General features: G+C 59.0%; 11 protein-coding genes and 1 pseudogene. 4 read left to right on the forward strand and 8 right to left on the reverse strand.

Features of this window, described 5'->3' with window-relative positions:
• The first annotated feature begins 119 nt into the window (after positions 1-119).
• On the forward strand, positions 120-749 hold the full coding sequence (locus DES49_RS08170; RefSeq protein WP_133735918.1) for a hypothetical protein: 630 nt from the start codon (positions 120-122) through the stop codon (positions 747-749).
• A gap of 75 nt (positions 750-824) precedes the next feature.
• Here DES49_RS08170 and DES49_RS08175 read toward each other — a convergent pair whose 3' ends face one another.
• The 6 genes from DES49_RS08175 to DES49_RS08200 all read right to left on the reverse strand — a co-directional run bounded on the left by DES49_RS08175 (position 825) and on the right by DES49_RS08200 (position 11,670).
• Positions 825-3,275: an Ig-like domain-containing protein gene (locus DES49_RS08175; RefSeq protein ID WP_208297026.1), complete on the reverse strand. Its 2,451-nt coding sequence runs from the start codon at positions 3,273-3,275 to the stop codon at positions 825-827.
• Positions 3,276-3,357: 82 nt separating this feature from the next.
• Positions 3,358-4,320 carry a DUF6160 family protein gene (locus tag DES49_RS08180; protein WP_133735920.1) on the reverse strand — a complete coding sequence of 321 codons (963 nt, stop codon included), beginning with the start codon at positions 4,318-4,320 and terminating at the stop codon, positions 3,358-3,360.
• A 301-nt stretch (positions 4,321-4,621) separates the two neighbouring features.
• Positions 4,622-7,627 (reverse strand): pyridoxal phosphate-dependent decarboxylase family protein, encoded by a 3,006-nt coding sequence (locus DES49_RS08185; protein ID WP_133735921.1) that lies wholly within the window; start codon positions 7,625-7,627, stop codon positions 4,622-4,624.
• Positions 7,628-7,650: 23 nt separating this feature from the next.
• Positions 7,651-9,606, reverse strand: coding sequence for an acylphosphatase (locus DES49_RS15620; protein WP_243864968.1), 1,956 nt, complete (start codon positions 9,604-9,606; stop codon positions 7,651-7,653).
• A 221-nt stretch (positions 9,607-9,827) separates the two neighbouring features.
• Complete coding sequence (locus DES49_RS08195) at positions 9,828-10,835, reverse strand: DUF6160 family protein (RefSeq protein WP_133735922.1); 1,008 nt, start codon at positions 10,833-10,835, stop codon at positions 9,828-9,830.
• 169 nt (positions 10,836-11,004) lie between these two features.
• On the reverse strand, positions 11,005-11,670 hold the full coding sequence (locus DES49_RS08200; protein ID WP_133735923.1) for a hypothetical protein: 666 nt from the start codon (positions 11,668-11,670) through the stop codon (positions 11,005-11,007).
• A 154-nt stretch (positions 11,671-11,824) separates the two neighbouring features.
• Between DES49_RS08200 and pabB the strand changes: the two genes are divergently transcribed.
• A complete protein-coding gene (pabB, locus tag DES49_RS08205; protein ID WP_133735924.1) occupies positions 11,825-13,117 on the forward strand; it encodes an aminodeoxychorismate synthase component I in 1,293 nt (430 codons plus the stop codon).
• A gap of 1 nt (position 13,118) precedes the next feature.
• On the opposite strand, the gene thrH is transcribed toward pabB, so the two are convergent.
• On the reverse strand, positions 13,119-13,736 hold the full coding sequence (thrH, locus tag DES49_RS08210) for a bifunctional phosphoserine phosphatase/homoserine phosphotransferase ThrH (protein ID WP_133735925.1): 618 nt from the start codon (positions 13,734-13,736) through the stop codon (positions 13,119-13,121).
• A 171-nt stretch (positions 13,737-13,907) separates the two neighbouring features.
• Between thrH and DES49_RS08215 the strand changes: the two are divergent.
• Positions 13,908-14,630 (forward strand): annotated as a pseudogene (locus DES49_RS08215) (phosphoadenylyl-sulfate reductase); the annotation flags it as partial.
• Here the strand turns inward: DES49_RS08215 and cysB are convergent.
• Entirely contained in the window at positions 14,624-15,598 is a 975-nt protein-coding gene (gene cysB, locus DES49_RS08220) for an HTH-type transcriptional regulator CysB (protein WP_133735927.1), read from the reverse strand. The pseudogene DES49_RS08215 and the gene cysB sit on opposite strands and share 7 nt — an antisense overlap.
• A gap of 137 nt (positions 15,599-15,735) precedes the next feature.
• Between cysB and DES49_RS08225 the strand changes: the two genes are divergently transcribed.
• Positions 15,736-18,447 carry a winged helix-turn-helix domain-containing protein gene (locus DES49_RS08225; protein ID WP_133735928.1) on the forward strand — a complete coding sequence of 904 codons (2,712 nt, stop codon included), beginning with the start codon at positions 15,736-15,738 and terminating at the stop codon, positions 18,445-18,447.
• Positions 18,448-18,606: the final 159 nt, after the last annotated feature.

Here is an 18,606-nt window from a genome sequence, read left to right on the forward strand (position 1 = left end):
TGAAGGTCGTCACGCTTATTAACGAAACCGCACCGGCTACGCAGTAATCACTATTGCAAAACCGTGTCAATACCCAAATACTATGAATAATAACGGATCATGAACTGAGGCATACCATCATGCGCGCCAAACCCATTCTAGCCACCGCCGCTCTGGGCCTGACAATCGCAGGTTCAAGTGCCGTTGCCGAAGGCGTTCGAACCCTGTCCACCGACGAGATGGTGGACACCTTCATTCGTGATTCCGCCATCGTAGTATCTCCGAGGGGTAATCGCGAGGCCCGCACCATTGAGGAATCCCGGGCCAGGGCCATCCAGGCCATTGTGCGCCCGGGCGAGCCCATCCGTTCCGAAACGGAAGAACTCCAGACCGCCACGGCAATGCAGAACCAGCGCCTGGACAGCCTGAAAGAGGCGCAGCAGGTGGCGGAAGAGCAGTTCATCCGGGATTCACTCTTCCTGACGTCCGATCAGCTGGCAAGCGCCCAGCCGCAGATCCAGACCGCGCTGCCCACGCCACCGCTTTTCGGTGTGAGCCGGCCTGAAATTCCCGATGCACCTTTCGCCAGAAACTATTTCAATGACCAGCTTGGTCTGGCCTATGACGGCAACACCGTGGATTTCAAGATCGGCAATAATCTGCCTGGTGTTGACCAGATTGACGTGCCTCACGCCATCAATGAAGGACCGGTGCAGCTGCAGCCGCGGGCTGGTGGTGGGTTTGATCTTTCCATCGCGGTTCCGGACTGACAGCCGCGTCCCTGACAGGCACGCATAAAAAAGGGGGCCACATTGTGGCCCCCTTTTTCGTTTACCCCGGTTCCTTCAGTCTCTCGCCTCAACCAGGGTCACATCTCCAACAGTAACTTCTGAACCGCCCTGGCTCAGGAAGTCCGCGAGCTGGTTCTGCATCTCGTTGTGCACCTGCTCGCCCCGGTAGACCGGGAAGGTTGCACCGTCACCCTGGCGCGGATCGCTGTCCTCTGTCACGGGCTTCAGGGGCGATGCGTGCGTTCCGAAACGGAACCCGAGCGCTGCCTGCAGCACACCGCCATTGTGGTAACCCGCATCCAGTGTCAGCGGCCCTGATCCAGGGTCATCCGCAACAGTGGGCGCCTTGTTCAACCCCACGGCCTCGAGCAGCGGCGTACTGCCGGCCAACGGACGCCCTTCGACGGATGGCGGCAGCACCAGATCCGCCGGGGTTTCGCCGGCCCCTGATGACCCGTCATTGCCAAGGATCTGGCTGAGATAGACGGGACGCTTCTGGCCATTGGCGCCCTTCCCGATCGCACCCGCATGGTTGAGTGGCTCGGCGCTGTCGATCGCTGCCTGCACGGATGCGAAGAACCGGTAGTAGTCCTCGGTGCCGGGCACAACGCCGCTCTCGGCAAGCCCTGCACGGAGCTGCGAGCCAATCGTTTCGCTGCCTTCAAGGGCGCGCATCAGGCCGCCAACGGGCGCCAGCATGGAGACCGATTCAATGCGGGCATCCCAGGACAGGAAGGGCGCCGCAACAATGTTGCCCACGGAGTGGCCAACGAAGTGGAGCTCGCTGGTATCAATCTGACTGAGCGCCGCGTTCTTGCCGCAGTCCGGCCCGGCGAAGCCGTCACTGAACAGTTTGGTACCACACTCCGAGACATCGCCGTTACGCAGGTGGTGAGCCAGTGCAACCAGATCCAACGCGCCCTGGCGCAGGTTATCCCGCTGGGTCAACGGCTGGGAGGGGTTCAGGAAATGCGCTCCGGATCCATCAACCTCCCCGTTGCTCTGGTCCCCGGACTCGCTGACGAGATCCAGATACTGGGTCCGCTCATAGGTCACGGGCAAGGCGCCGCGCATCCCCTTGGCCCACTCGATGTCGCCGTCACAGAAGATCCAGCAGGGACTCGTAATGGCCGAGTCATAGAGCCGGAAGTTGAAATTGGGCGCGTAAAGGTCGGTCAGGTCCGGGTTCTCGATATTGCGCTCGACCAGTCCATGGAGCGGCATGTCGATGGCGACAACCGCGAAGCCTTCCTGGGCCAGGCGATCCGCAACCGCCAACGCATTGGAGCGGTTCTGCTTGATCGCATGCTGGAAGATCACCACCGGATAGCCATCTCCGCTCGGCTCGGGAACCCCACCGGCGCTCGGATCCGGAACCGCCATGACCAGAGGCGCGGTCTGCACGGTCTGGATCAGTGACTCTCCGGACGCACTGCCCCGAACATCATCCGCATTGCAAGGCCCCTCCTGGCATTCCCAGTTCCCGCTCAGGGGCGCATCATCCTCTGCCGGGGTTGGGTTGAAGTCATTATCCGGCGACCCGGGTGACAGGTCCGACGCTTCTGCTATGCCGTAGGGAAGCCGGATGCTGCCCGGGAGAATCCGTGCCTTGCCACCGGGTGTGGGCGGTGCCTCCTCACCCGTGGCCTCATCCAGGTTCACGAGGCAGATCACGGAGGTGCACTCGGCATCGGTCTCGTTGAAGAGCGACTTCAGCCCGTCGTTCCCGATGAAGGTTGCCGCCGAGGCAAAGGTTGAATCCATCCGCTGGGTGGTAATCCCCCAGGCCATGAGCATGTCATAGCGACCGATCTCAAAGGCCGGATCCTCCTCGATCGGCTCAATGGCCCGGTTGGTGGTGCACTGCAGCAACGCCTGGGACTCCTTCACCGGCTCATCGCACTGGTCCAGCTGATCCAGGTTCCGGGCGGCCAGCCAGGGCGTCATATACCCCACCTTGTCACCATCCGTGTCCTCAACACCTTCCGCGATCACGACCGTGTAGTTGGTGTTGTAATCCAGCGGCTCCGCGGGAATGATCTGCAGGGCGCGCTGTTCCGGATCATAGCTGAGCCGGTAATCCTCTCCCGGTGTCAGCTCACGCTCGACGCCGTGGGGCCTGACGCGCGCCGGGTAGTTCTCCCCGTCATTCGCCATTTTGAAGACCCTAACCGTCTCACCGCCAACGAGGGTCTCGGGTTTGACGTCTCCGGTGAATGCCACCCGCCAGGCGCCGACGGTTGAGAATCCGTCCAGGGTATTGAGCGCCATGGGTACGGAGGAGGCACTGTCATTCGGGTTCTCCACGGGAATGTTAAGGGTGCCGTCGAGCTGATCGGCACTGGTCACATCCGCCTCGAACAGCAGATCATAGGGGAAGGGGATTGCCTGGTTCCTGGGATCAAACTCCACCTTCACATCGGCCACGACGGAAGAGGCCGACGCTTGGACGCTGAACAGCAGACTCAGTAAGCCAGCAATAACTATTCGTGTATCCAATTTCATAACTCCAACTCCATGTCTGAGCATTGCCCGTCTACGCAAAAAGCCACCCCGGAGGGTGGCTCTTCAGGTGCAGACCCTGCACTCAGTCGCGACCGTAGACGGCCATCTGTGTATCCGTAAGCACCATCTGGCTGATGGCCACGGATCCGATGCTGGCACCACCCGTGTTATTGCCCACGTTGATGGTCGGCATCCAGATATCCGCCTCGAAGGTCGACAGATTGATGTTCAGCGCTTCACTGACCTCGGGGTTTGCAGCCCCACCGACACCGATGTCCATGCTGGCAACAGCCGGATTGGTGACCGAACCACCGGTTCCGATGTTCGCCGGCTCCTGGAGGTTGGGCATCGAGCCCGGGCCGGCCATGCGCATGCCTTCCAGGGAGACGGAAGCAACATCGAAACTTACGTCCAGCTGGTCGATGGCGAAGGCCACATCAATACCCAGTGAACCCTGGGTTCCCGTGTTGCCCTGCAGGTCCTCGATCTTCGCGATGATATCGAGCTGGGAAAGGAACACGTCCATATCCAGGTCCGAGATCAGCGTGGCTGAGTTGCTGCCATCGGAGGACGCAAGCTGGAAGGCGTTGCCGTTGTTGCTGTTATCCGTGGCATCCCCTTCACCAATCTTGATCCTGGCATCCACGGGAGCGGACCCATCGTTCTTGATATTCTTCAACGAAATCAGCGCATCGCCGTCGTTGAGGCCGGAACGCTGGATCGGACGGGGGTTCTGGCCAGGCTTCACATCATCCGGTGTCTGGCCGTCTTCCACCAGGTCGATGTTGATTGCCAGATCCAGGCTGTCGCCGAAGGGGCCACCAATACCGCCAATGTCGACGTTGTTCACCAGGAAGGAGCCAGTGTTCTCGCCCTGGCTGTAGGCAATCTGGTCCATGCTGAGGTTGGCGTCCAGTTCAATGGTCACGCCTGCCTGGCCAGTGGTATCTCCCATTGCCGCATCGGACATGGGTTCCATCGCCTGGCTGGCAAAAGGTGTCGCAGCGACTGCTGTCAAAAATGCAAGTTTATTCAGGCCTTTCATTACGTACTCCTTGTATCAGATCGTTTTCCATTCGGTCGCCATTCAGGCAATTCGACAGGTTTCACAGTGTTAACCCTGAGTTCACCCCAATCCCCTGAAAATGGCCAAATGAGGCTAAAAAATGGACCTTTGAGTAAACTCAAATAATGACTGCAGTGACTGACCTGACAGTCAAAACAGTCAAGAATCCGCCAATCTCCCCATTTGCCGGGGAATTTTACAGTGGGGTACTAGTGCCTGAAATTAATGGATTTCCAGAGATGGGGAACAGGTCACAGAGTTTCAAGGGAAGGATAAGCGCTCAGACAAGCGACTGACTGACGCACAACTTTATCTTGTCGAGAATCACCACAATCTGACGAATTTCCTCTTCCAGGTGATGCTCGAAAGAATCACCTGCAGCATAACCGTCTGAAACGATCCTGGCTCCCATACTGATCCGGAGTGCGGCTGTATGGGTGCCTTTCAGCGGCACCGGTTGCCCGATGTGGCAACACTGCCGCGCGGCCTGCTGCATATCACCGCTCAATGGCTCGAGCGTATCCGTTTCAAGTTCCTGGTTCAGAAGCTGATAGAGTTTTTTCGCCCGGTCTGGGTCGAGCCAGGCACCACCGGCACACTCTCTCACCAGGAACGGAAAGATACTCCGGCGGTTTGAAAGTTCCCGGCCGGAAAAATCATCACGGGCCCACCACTCATCATCCGACTCAAAAAGCGGGTCGACCAGCGGATGCTCGCGAAGAAGGCTCATCACCTGCTCGCTGAACCGGTTCAGGCCATCGATCCTGAGAGCGTCTGGTACGGCGTAATACCGCTCTATCTCCGCTAACGCTGCTCGCCAGCGCAGCAGCACCCCTGTCTGGACAACGGCTTCAGCACCCGGAACCATGGATGCCCATTCCCCCAGCGCATCCGAGGGTAAATATTCAGACAGCCCCTCCGGTAGCTGGGGAGTATCCGTTATCCGGCGACACACCTGATCAGGGAAAACGGCAGCACCACTGAAAGGCGGTCCCGTGAAAAACTTGGAACCCGTCAGAAGCAATATGTCGCCGTCAGCGAGGTGGGAACGCAGATCGTCCCAATCCGTTCGCAACTGACAGGCATCCACAACAATCTGGAGCTTGTCACCATAATTGGCTCTAAGCCGGTCCATGACGTCCCTGGATGGGCACCACCTGCCAAGCTTCGATTGCTCCATGGCATGCAGAATGACCGAGTAGCCATCACGCACCAGTGTTCCGACATGGCGCTCAACCGCGGCATCCATTTCCGCAGGGGAGCGAATCGCCCCGGCTTCGTTGTGGACATCGACGGCGCTGTAGTCAATGGAGGGCATGCCAGCCAGCCGTTCACCCCGGGTTACCGGAACACCCAGACAGGTTTCATCATCAAAATGCCGTCCGGTTACCGACTCCGGTGTACCAGAGCCTGTTTCATCGGCCATACAGACAACGCTGACCCAGGAGGCGGAGGAATCATTCGCGGCCACCCCAACAGCCAGAAGCTGTGCGTCGGTTCCGGAGGGGACAAGAAAAACAGACGGCGCCAGGTCAGCCAGCCCCAGTAGCTGCATAAGCCTCTGCTCAAGCTGACGGAAACAGTCCGGGATAACCTTACCGGGATCACCCGGGACCAGGTCGTGCAGCAGCTGCTGTCGGTAATGCTCTGCGGCCTCGTAAGCCTGTCTCGAAACGGATGAGGCTGTCGAAGAAGCGAACGTGAACGCATGGTCCCGGGGTGCCGGCGAACAGCCATAGCGGTTGAGCCCGGTCACCGGATCCACGATGAGCCGGCCATCACCGCCCTGCATGAAATGCCAGTGCGTTGGGTTGAGCAGTGCCGGGTAGCACTGGTCCAGTTGCTCGCCAATACGCCGGGTATGATGAAGCAGCTGATCGAGATGCTCCCATTCCGTCCTGTGATTCACAATGGCGACACGAATCGCCAGGGACCCATCCAGTTTGGTGGTAGACGGTGCGGATACGCCCTGAAGCTGAAGCTGCGTGACAATGGCCCTGTTCAGCGCATTCAGATAATACTCCGAACATTCCACGGCGGCGTTGGCCCCAGGCGGCTGATACCGCAGGCACACAATATTGCTGCGGACCGGCGCAAGCAGCTCCAGATCGTCAGCAGCGTTGACGCGGCTTTCCAGTTCACGCGCCAGCCTGCAGTGCTTTCTGACACTGGCCGCCATGTTTTCGAGGCCCACCCCCTGGAAGGTGAACCAGACTTTCAGCGCCAGGAATCCACGGGACAGTTCAGGCCCAAGGTCGCAGGGCCAGGGAGCGCCCGCTTCAAGGCCGAGGGACTGGGTTTCAAGGTACTCAACAGGTTCCGAAAACGTGCTCCGGTGGGCCGCCGCATCACGTACGAGCACACCGCCAACGGCGTAAGGAACCTGGAACCATTTATGGAAGTCGAAGCCCACTGAATCCGCACGATTCAGCCCCTCAAGGTCGTCCGCATACTCCTCGAGCAGAGCCAGAGCCGCTCCGAATGCCGCATCCACATGAAACCAGAGCTGCTCCTGTTCACAGATATCAGCAAGATCAGCCAGGTCATCAATAGCGCCTGTGTTAACCGTGCAGGCCGTGCCAATGATGGCGAAGGGTTTGAACCCGGCGCGCCGATCATTCGCAATGGCCTCGCGCAGGGCCTCCGTGTCGAGCGAGTGATCGTCACGGACCGGAACGCGGCGCAATGCATCGCTGCCCAGGCCAAGCAACTGGAACGCTTTGACCAGGGCCCCATGGGTCTGGGTTGAACAATAGCCAACCAGAACGGGCCCTTTCCCCTGGACGCCCTCCTTTTTGACCTCTTCGCCCAATGCCCACTGACGGGCAACGGCAAGCGCAATAACCGAAGCCATTGAGGTCCCGCTGACCAACAGCCCGGAACTGTTCGACGGAAAGCCGAACAGCTCCCGGCTCCACTGGATGACCTGGGCTTCCACCGCGTGCGCGATGTGATTACGGCCCCCAAGGTTGTTGTTCAACAGAGCGGAGCAGAGTTCCCCCAACGCACCATAGAGATTGCCGCTGCCATGCACCCAGCCGAAAAATCCCGGATGCAGGTTGCCGTTGGTATAGGGAATCAGGTAATCCCGGAAGTGATCCAGAAGCTGCTCAGGGGGCTGGCCCTCCCGGGGCACGGGGCCTGTAAAGGCACGCCAGGCAGCCTCCGGCGCAGGCTGCCACACCGGCACGTCCTCAAGGCCCCTGTAATGCTCCAACCCCGCCTCGAGCGCCTCATGGAAAAAACGCGCCAGGGAACCGAAGTCGTCCGGATCAAGATTGGCCATGGTCACCCCCGCCCGGTGCCCGGTTAGGCTTCAGCAGTTTCAGTAGTAACCCCAACAGGTTCATCCACGGTTTCATGGACTCTGACCCCTTGCGGAACTGCCCCTGTCCAACGCTCCCTGTCCACGTTTTCAATGGAAGCCCCTTCAGGCCCTTTCGGATCTTTCAGCAGATGCTCAACGGCCGCCTTACTGCCGGCCACCACGGCCTCTACCCGACCGTCGGCGAGATTCCTGAGCCACCCCTTAAGGTTATGCTTGTGCAGTTCGTGCCAGAGCCATTCGCGGAAGCCATGGCCCTGAAGATCGCCGCTGAAAAGGACATGCGTGACGGTTGGGTCTGCCGGGTCCGCCTCAAAATCGTGTTCCTGGGCCGGCCCTTCAAGTCCGCGCGGCGGTTCGAAATCCCACTCGGAAACGCCTGCGCGTTTGCAGAACATACGGTGAGCTGCCAGTACAATGTCCAGCGCCGCATCATTCTCGGGCGTGTTCTGGTAGGTCTGCCGGAGAAAGCTGCGCATACTGGCGTTGGTTTCGAAGACGACAACCTTGCCGGCATTCTCTTCTTCCGTGCAGACGGCGAAATCAACTCCGAAATAATCGAGATCCAGTATCTGGAGCGCCTTTTCAAGGTTCTCCCAGGCATCGGATTCAAAATGCGCAGCCGGATTCTCGATGAAATCCTTTTCTGCGTCATAAAGCCATGGGAATTTCCGGAACGCTTTACGGGTTTCTTCACCATGGACGTTCCAATCCCCGTCGTGCCCCATCCGAAGATGCGCCGGATACAGCTTGCCGCCAACCATAAAGGCGCGGTATTTGGGATGAAACCGATGCCCCGGAGCACGCGCGTCCGTAAAAGTCACATCGTGGTACTGCAGAACATACACCTCCGCCTCATCACTGATGGATACAGGCGTCGATTCCGGTTTATCAATAAGGTACATGTGGCGACCGTTCTGGTAACCAGAGGGCCTGACAATAACGGGAGCCTTCATGCCATTGTTCGCAATAGCTTCGCGCACTGGCTGGCTGATATCGCCCTTGACGCGGCCAAGGGAGACACTTTTCGGCATAAGCAGCCCTTCGCATTCACCCAAGCGTTCCGCATTCTCCGCGCGGGTCGTACGAAGCACTTCCTGCGGCGGGTTGATCACCGGCAGCTTCAGCTTGTTGCAGATCTTCTTCGCTTTCTTCAACGCTTCCTCACAGCGTCCCGCATCGGTAATACTGTTATAAACGACGTCGATCTCCGGAAGCTGCTTCAGCACCTCTGGCTGTTCCTGGGCGGCATCCACAGACAGTGAATGTATACTGATCGAGCCTCTATCAACCATGTGCATCAGGTTGTTATGGCCTTCATTGATCATCACTTGGCGCTGGGAATGGTCATAATGGTAGGGAACATTATCCTGGGTCCCAAGCACCAGAACGGAAAGCCTGGGCTTCTCACTGGCGTCACTGCTCGCAAGTGGCTGAATTGATGCCGACGCAAGCCCCCACTCGGCACTCAGAACCGGTTTGCCGAGCAACCCATACAATCCGGCGAGAAGCTTAGTGGCTGTTACCGGTTTTTCTTTTGCAACATCCACCCAATGACGCGCTGCACAGAGTGCATCAAAATAGTACTCTTGAGTCAGCGCATGAAGGATATAATGCTCTAGCAGTTTTTCGTCGTCGGGCTCAATTCGCAGGGCCCTGGAAAAGCTGATCAACGCCTCCTCAGACTTTCCCGCATCCAACTGGAGTGGCGCCAAACACCTCCACGCGTCTACGCAAGCCGGATCAATGTGAAGCATTTGTTTGGCGGCAGCGGCAATTTCCTGTGCGCTGGTGGCCTGTAAGAGCCGCTGCCGGGCTTCGGATAGAGCATCCGGCTCCCGAATGGAGGCTCCTTTGTTCTTTCCTACAGCCCCTCCGGAATGTCGTTTACCCGCTACAGAAGTCTGTTTATTCTTTTTTGCCATTAGCTCTTCCCCCAATCCACTGAGCCGCAATCTCCCAGGATGCGGTTACTGCACAATAAATCGCCACAACGATTTCATTCCGACTATACGCTTCTTCTGGAACCGCGTATGCGGAGCATTTCCCAATTAGCAAACTGGACTTCTGATCTGTCGCCAGCCATGTCGCGGCCCCATAAACACAAAAAAAGGCCACCCCGAAGGGTGACCTTTATCTTTCAAGCTACGTATCTGCGATGTTATTCGCGGCCGTAGATGGACATCTCGGTGTTGGTAACCTGCAGGTTGGAGATGCCTACAGAACCAATGCTGCGCTCTGCGGAAGTGCTACCATTGTTACCAACAGTGATGGTCGGCATCCAGATGTCAGCCTGGAAGTTCGCCAGGTTAACACGCAGGGTCTCGCTCGGACCGGTGCCGCTCAGAGTGCCGCCCTGGCCGATATCCATGCTGACGATGGCTGCGCCGCCGCCGAGAACTTCGCCACTGCCCTGGCTCGCACCCTTCAGGACGCCGAGGGAGCCGGCGCCGGCCATGCGCATGTTCTCGATGCCAACAGAGGCAACGTCGAACTGAGCGTCCAGATCATCAACGGCGAATGCCGCTTCGATCTCGAGTGCACCGTTGGCGTCGGAACCAACACCGGTGTCTGTTGCGTCATTGCGAGCAATGATGTCCAGCTGAGTCAGGAACACGTCCGCCTTCAGCTCGGAAACCAGAGTTGCCGTGTTGGAACCGTCAGAATCAGACAGCTGGAATGCAGCATCTTCGCCGTCCGGGTTGCTATCGCTGGCAGTGCCCATTTCCATGCGCAGATCAACAGGCTGAGCTTCGCCATCAACTTCGTTATAGCTCTGCACTGAGATCAGCGCATCACCGTCGTTCAGGGTCAGATCTTCGCCACCAAGCCCATCATCGTTGCCAGCCTTGGAGCCGTATGTGCTCAGAGTGTCGCCCTGCTCAGGAAGGTCGACGTTGATTTCCATGTCCAGAGCATCGCCAAAGCCCTGGGCAGCATCAGTACCGATACCGCCAACTTCCAGGTTGTTGACCAGGAAGGAACCTGTGTCAGCGCCCTGGCTGTAAGCGATCTGGTCGATGCTCATTTCAGTGCTGAGCTCGATGGTAACGCCAGCCTGGCCAGTGGTTTCGCCCATAGCCTGGTCGGACATCGGTTCCATCGCCTGGGTGGCGAAGGGAGCAGCAGCTACGGCTGTTGCGAGTGCAAGTTTATTCAGGCCTTTCATCATCGTTCTCCTTGGAGATTGACTAAATTGATTTATTTTTATATCCGGCCAACCTTGACCGGATATGATTGATTCTAGGTTAGACAATCAGAACAAAAAGTGACGAGGTTCACACCTGACTGACAGAGCACCCGACCGCGCATGAACTGTGATAGGTTTAACACCTGCCTCAGGAATCACTGCCTCCGGAGCCCTGCTTTTGAGAGGCCTTACGCATGATGCGCTGAACGGACCGCTGCAGCTCCGGGGAAACCTGCTGGGAAACAGGCTCGCCGAAAACCCACTTACCCTCGTCGCTCTGCCAGTAGGGGACAGTCATAAGCAGGCCCAGCCCGCCCAGGTGCTGGAGCTCGACCATCAGGAAGCGCACATCCTCGATCCCGCGGTCGCCCTTGATCGATTTTTCCAGCTTTTTCCGGGTCTCCTCTTGAAGCCCCTGGGGGACGCCCATTGTGAGAAACATCCCGCTCGCCGCCAGATCACCGCGGACAGCGTTGGTAATAATGGTCTTCTGGATCGCGTGGGCGGCCATTTCCGCCTTCAGCTTCTGCTCCGGGTCAATGTGCAGGAACTGCCCCTGCCCTTGGTTATTCGCGGCATAGCCATAGGGAACCATACTGCCGTTTTCGCGAATACTCTTTTCGGCCTTGCCCTTGGCGTCCTTGAAAATCTTCTTGAGCATGGCAATGACCTGCTTCTGTTTCTCCTCGGAAAGCTGGCCGAATGCCATTTCCTTGGCTTTCTCCTGGGTCATCCCCTCTTCCTGGGCCGGAGCCTCAACGGCAACCAGTGCGCCAGCAATCAATAGCGCCAAACCAATACTCTTCAGTTTCATAAAGCCTCCCGGGAAATGAATACAACACAGGGTATTGTGCCTCACAGCGGGGCCTGGCTCATTGCTGCCTGGTCACATTGGTGGAATGAATCGTTAAAATGTGACACCTTTCACTGCTCACCCATTCAGTAGCGATCGGCCGACCCCCTCTGTCATGACGCAGGACCACCAGACACTGCCAGGTTCCAACTGGAGCGCCCTCCTCCGCGCGTTCGCGACGGAGCCCGGATGCTGCGTCTTTGACGTGCCGGAGTCGACCAGCCAGCCCGCGGCTGTTCAGATGCTGACCGCGACCCCCTACTTCCGGGAGACCCGGATTGCAGGTTTCGGTCACAACTCGGAGCTGTCACAGAGGGCAAGGCGGGCACCCGAGGCGTCGGCTGATTCACCGGATGCCTGGCTCCCGCTGAAGATCGGCTTTCTCGGCTACGGCAACGGCGAACCGCAGCCAGGTGTGCAGGTTGCCGAATACGACTGGGCGATCATCCGTGAGGTTCAGTCGGGCAAACTTGAGCTGGTCTTCCACGCGGACTGCCCGGCATCGAGGCGCGCGCGAGTCCGGGAAAGGATTGAAGCCGCCCGAACGACGGCGACCAGTCCCGCGTTTTTCCTGAAATCCGGGTTCCAGCCCGCCCAGTCGAGGGATGAATACCTCCACAAGCTCGAACGGATCAGGGACTACATCCAGGCCGGCGATGTCTATCAGGTGAATTACGCACAGCAGTTCACCGCCACCTATGAAGGCGACCCGATGGACGCCTACATCGCCCTCCACCATGCAAGCCCCAGCCCCTGCTCCGTCTACCTGGACACCGGCTCCCGCCAGCTCATGAGCCTCTCGCCTGAGCGGTTCCTGCGGGTTCACCGCGATGGGTCCGTGGAAACCCGACCCATCAAGGGAACCCGGAGACGGGGGACAACAGAGGCGGAAGACCGGGAAATGGTCAGGGAACTGACGACGAGCACCAAGGACCGCGCCGAGAACCTGATGATCGTGGACCTGCTCAGAAACGATCTGGGGAAGTGCTGCGAGATTGGTTCCGTCCGCGCGGAGCCACTGTTTGCCCTGGAGAGCTTCGCCAACGTTCACCACCTGGTCAGCACGGTGACGGGCAGGCTTGCCCCGGAACTCTCCCCGCTGGACCTCCTACTCAGCGCTTTTCCGGGCGGATCCATCACGGGGGCGCCCAAGGTGCGGGCAATGGAGATCATCCGGGAACTTGAGCCAGTCCCAAGGGGGGCCTATTGCGGTTCCTTCTTTCACTGGACACCCAGGAACGGTTTTGACAGCACAATCGCCATCCGCACCCTTGAATGCCGGCAGGGCACCGTGGACTGCAAGGGCGGAGGCGGCATTGTCGCGGATTCAGTTCCCGAGGAGGAATACCGGGAATCCATCAACAAGGTGCGACTGTTCATGGATACCCTCGAAAACCTGAACGCGTGATTCAGCCGTCCGGGTGTTCGTTACTCGCCTTCAGGAACTCGGCCCTCAGGCCGTCAAAATCATGAACCGCCGGGAACTGGGGAAATTCGGTAATCACGTTCTCCGGCGCGTGGAAGAGGATGCCCGCTTCCGCCTGTTTCAGCATGGTGGTGTCGTTGTAGGAATCGCCCGTGGCAATGCACCGCATATTCAACAGCTGAAACGCCCGTACCGCCTGGCGTTTCGGGTCCGGCTGGCGCAGGAAATAGTTTTCGATGGTACCGTCAGCCCCCACCCCGAGCCGGTGGCACAGCAGTGTCGGATAGCCCAGCTTGGCCATCAGCGGCATGGCAAACTCGTAGAAGGTATCCGAGAGTATGACAACCTGGAAATGCTTGCGCAGCCAGGTCAGGAATTCCGGTGCGCCCGGAAGTGGCTCGAGCTCACCAATCACCTCCTGGATCGCCGGAAACCCGTACCCATGCTCGCTCAGCAACCGTAGCCGCTGCTGCATGAGCTGATCATAGTCCGGCACATCACGCGTGGTTGCCTCCAGTTCCGGGATGCCCGTCTTTTTTGCAAAGGCCACCCAAATCTCTGGAATAAGCACTCCTTCAAGGTCAAGACAGGCCAGTTCCACGCTCCACTCCTTAACAGTTCAACCAGTTTGCGCAATGCGACCGTGACCCGGGAGCCACGAACAGGGCGCCATGATAAATAAACGCATCGCCGATTGCACGAGTAACCGCAATGTCAGAATGATACAATGGCCACATCCCGAAACCGTTAACAATCACCGACCCACGAGTCACCTATGGATGTCGAAGCACTGAATGAAGAGCTGGCGGACGCCTCGCCGCGCAGGATCATCAAGACCGCGCTGGAGCAGTTTGACCATATTGCCATTTCCTTCAGCGGCGCCGAGGACGTGGCGCTCATCGCCATGGCTCACAGCCTGAAAAAACCCTTCAGCGTGTTCAATCTGGATACAGGGCGCCTGCACCCGGAAACCTATGAATTCGTGGAACGCGTCCGCAAGCACTACAACCTGGATCTGGAGATCCTGTTTCCGGACACAAGCGCCGTGCAGAACCTCGTCAACAGCAAGGGCCTGTTCAGCTTCTACGAGGATGGTCACGAGGAATGCTGCGGCATCCGCAAGGTCGATCCGCTGCGGCGCAAGCTCAGCACGCTGGATGCCTGGATCACGGGGCAGCGCCGGGACCAGAGCCCGGACACGCGCAACGATGTTCCGGTGGTGCAGCAGGACACGGCCTTCGCGGGCCGGAATGGGCCCCTGGTGAAGTTCAATCCCATGGCCAACTGGTCGTCCAAGGACGTATGGGATTACATCCGCACCATGGAGGTTCCCTACAACGCCCTTCACGACCAGGGTTATGTGAGCATTGGCTGCGCGCCCTGCACCCGCCCGATCCTGCCCGGGCAGCATGAGCGTGAAGGCCGCTGGTGGTGGGAAGAGGCCACCAAGAAGGAGTGCGGCCTCCATTCCGCCAACCTGATCACCAGTCAGTAGACCGGCAGCACCACGTCCTTGAACAGCTCATCCAGCTCCTCCTGGGAGGTGCGCTGCGCCGCCGCTTCGATCAGCTCGCGGCTGAGGTGCGGCGCAAACCGCTGGATGAAGTCGACCATGTAGGCCCGCAGGAAGGTGCCCTTGCGGAAGGCGATGCGGGTGGTGCTGGACTCGAACAGGTGCTGGGCATCCAGCGCCACCAGATCGGTATCCACCTTCGGGTCGTGAGCCATATGCGCCACGATCCCCACGCCAAGACCCAGCCTGACGTACGTCTTGATGACGTCCGCATCCGAAGCCGTGAACACGACCCGTGGCGTCAGTCCCCGGGCATGGAAGGCTTCATCCAGGCGTGAGCGCCCCGTAAAGCCCAGCACATAGGTCACCAGGGGATGTTCCGCCAGGGCCTCCAGGGTGAGGGTCTTGAGCTCGGCCAACGGATGCCCGCGAGGCACAACAACACAGCGGTTCCAGCGGTATCCGGGCATCATGATCAGATCATGGAACTGCTCCATCGCCTCGGTGGCAATCGCAAAATCAACAACGCCGTTGGCTGCCATTTCCGAGATCTGCCAGGGCGTTCCCTGGTGCATATGCAGGGTGACGTCCGGATAATCCCCCATAAAGCCCTGGATCAGGGTCGGAAGCGCGTATCGAGCCTGGGTATGGGTCGTTGCGATACGCAGTTCCCCCTTTTTCTGGTCGCTGAACTCCAACGCAATGCGACGGATTCCTTCACTGCGACGCAGAATTTCCCCGGCTTCACGTATAATGCTTTCCCCGGCGGGCGTAATCCGCGTAAGGTGTTTTCCGGATCGGGCAAAGATCTCCACGCCCAGCTCATCCTCCAGCATCCGGATCTGCTTCGAGATACCCGGTTGCGAGGTAAACAGCTCCGCTGCCGTGGCGGAAACATTGAGGTCGTGGTGCGCAACTTCCCAGATATAGCGCAGCTGCTGAAGCTTCATGGCCTTTCGGGCTCCATTATCGTTATTTGGCTATAAGAATGTAGCCTATTATTACCTTTACTTCAGCGGGTTGACATCCATCGGCGAGCCCTGACAATGCAAACAGTGTACCCAACGGGACGACGGACTGCCTAAAGATGTTACTGGCGACCAAATTCATGCGCCCTGCGGTGGACCCCCGTGCCGTTGCCCGGCCCAGACTGCTCTCCCGGATGGAGGCCACGCCCGGTAGACGCCTGACCGCCATCACCGCTCCGGCCGGCTACGGAAAGACGACGCTGGTCAACCAGTGGTGTGACCAGCAGGCTTCCGCCGTTGCCTGGCTCTCCCTCGATGACCATGACGATGAACCAAGGCGGTTCTGGACCTATTTCATCGGTGCCCTTGAGCAGACGGTGCTTCCCCACCGGGATGATATCCACCACTACCTGAACGCTGACGACGAGCAGCACCTTGAAGGCGCCATTACTGCCCTGATCAATGCCCTGATTCAGGAAGCAATCCCCTTCTGCGGCCTTATTCTGGATGATTACCATCTCATACAGGATCCGCGGATCCACCGTCAGATGACCTTCCTTATTGAGCACGGCCCGCCATCACTGCATCTGGTTCTGCTGTCACGCACGGAGCCACCCCTGCCGCTGTCAAAATGGCAGGTAAAAGGCTGGATGAATGCCCTGCACGCCAGCGATCTGGCCTTCTCGGAAACCGAATGCTCCGCGTTCTTCAACGATTACATGGGAATGGCCCTGGACGAGCAATCGATCCGACGCCTCTGGCACAGAACCGAAGGCTGGGCCGCCGCCATGCAGCTTGCGGCACTCTCCGGCAACGACCGGAATGATCCGGGAACCGCGTCGGAGGTTCTGGGAGACGGCGGTGACAGCAAGCAGATCAATGACTACATCCTCACGGAGATCCTGGAACGCCAGCCCACGGAACTCCGCGAGTTCCTGCTTGATTGCTCAGTCTGCCGCCGGCTCTGCGCCTCGCTGTGCAACAGCATGATGGAGCGGGAGGACAGCCAGTCCCTCCTGGATCAACTGGTTGCCGCCAACCTTTTCATCATCCCACTGGATACGCGCAACGAGTGGTTCCGCCTTCACGACCTGTTCCGCGAAGCGCTGAGCCTGCGCCTCAAGCAGAGCGATCCCGACCGCTACCAGACGCTCCAGGCGCGCGCCATCCGCTGGCTCCTGGACCAGGATTACCTGCAGGAAGCCATCATCCAGTTGATTGAGCTGGAGGACTGGGACTGGCTCGAGGAAGTCCTGGAGCTCTATGGCAACAACCTGATCCACGCGGGGTTCCACGAACTGGTGCACCGCTGGCTCCAGTACCTCCCCGACGAGCGCACCACATCCAATCCCCGGCTGCTGATGCTCCAGATCTGGGCCCTGTTCTTCCTGAACCGGCTGAACAACATTGAGCCATTGCTCGAGCAGCTGGAAGACCTTCTTGATACCCGGGTGGCGGGGTCTCACCACAACGCGGATGTGGCGCTGGCCCTTCACAGCGAGATTGCGCTGATCCGCTCCTACATGGCGCGTACGCGCAGTGACCACTCCAGCGCCCAGGACCTCACCCAGCAGGTACTCAGGGACATTGACCACACGAACATTCCCCTGAAATCCGTGACCTATTACGGGATTGGCCTGGACTGTTACGCCAACGGGGATCTTGCCAGTGCCACAACGGCGCTCGAATCCGCCATTGAACACGGAAAGAAGGAGAAAAAGCACGCGACAACCCTCTCCAGTGGCGGTCTGCTGGCCTGGATTCTTTTTTACCAGGGGGAAATGGATCGGGCGCTGGATATAGGCACCAGTGTGCGGGAATGGGTGAACAGCTATCACACCGACCCCCAGCAGCCACGCCTGGTGTCCTGCTGGCAGAACAGCGCCATGGTCCAGATCTACCGCGAGAAGAATGACCTGACGCTGGCGGAAACCTATCTGACACCGCTCCTTCCCCACCTTGAGTCCGGGACCGAGCCGGGGCAGCACGTGGTCATACAGTACACCAGGGCCCACCTGGCATTTTCGAGGGGGGACTATGGGGAGGCCATTGACTACCTGGAAGATGCCGAACGCGTTCAGAACCAGAAGCGCGATGCCATACTCTTCGAACCCCCCTGCCTGGAGGCACTGCACGTACGCTGCCTGCTGGCGTTGGGCGATACCGAGGCGGCAAGCGCCTGGCGGGAGCGCCTGGAAAACAGTCAGTACCGTAATCCCATCAACCGGGAGCAGGCCCAGATCGGGCTGGCACGCGTTCAGCTCGCGGAAGGCCACGGCGATGAAGCCATTAATACGCTTGCGCCGCTGAGGTTATCCACGGAGCGAGGGCGCCACATCAAGCACCTGATCGAGCTCCTGGCGCTCTACGCAACCTGCCTTGAGGCGCAGAACCAGCAGGAACAGGCCTGCACCATGCTTTACAGGGGCCTGGAGCTCGCATCACGGGATCACTTCCTGCGCCTTTTCGTGGAAGAGGGGGGCGACCTGACCCGGATATTCCGGAGAATGGACAAGAGCGGCCTTCCCTCCAGCTTCCTGCGGGAACTTGAGCCATTACTTCCGGATGCAGGAGAGTCTCCACCGCAGGCAGAAACACCCGCCCCCACCCGGAAGACCGCAGCCGACGCCCTCGTCGAGCCTCTGAGCCAGCGGGAGGTGGAAGTGCTTCAATTGATCTATGCCGGGCACGCCAACAAGGAAATTGCCCGGCGGATGGCGGTCGCCCAGACCACCGTCAAAGCCCATATCCGCAACCTGTACGGAAAACTCGGGGCAACCAGCCGAACCGGGGCGCTGGCAAGGGCGCGGGAGCTTGGCCTGCTCGAATAATGTGATACAGATCACATTTTTGACGCTTTACGCCCGGATTACGCCCTTTGGACGATCCCTCTACGCCCCCTACCCCCCTAAAGTGGGCAACATCAAAGAGGCAACGAATTCTGATTTCAGGCCTTTCAGATTTCTCCTCACTGAGCTCCTCCTTCTGGG

The organism is Halospina denitrificans (assembly GCF_004364635.1).
In the GTDB taxonomy this organism is placed as follows: domain Bacteria; phylum Pseudomonadota; class Gammaproteobacteria; order Pseudomonadales; family Oleiphilaceae; genus Halospina; species Halospina denitrificans.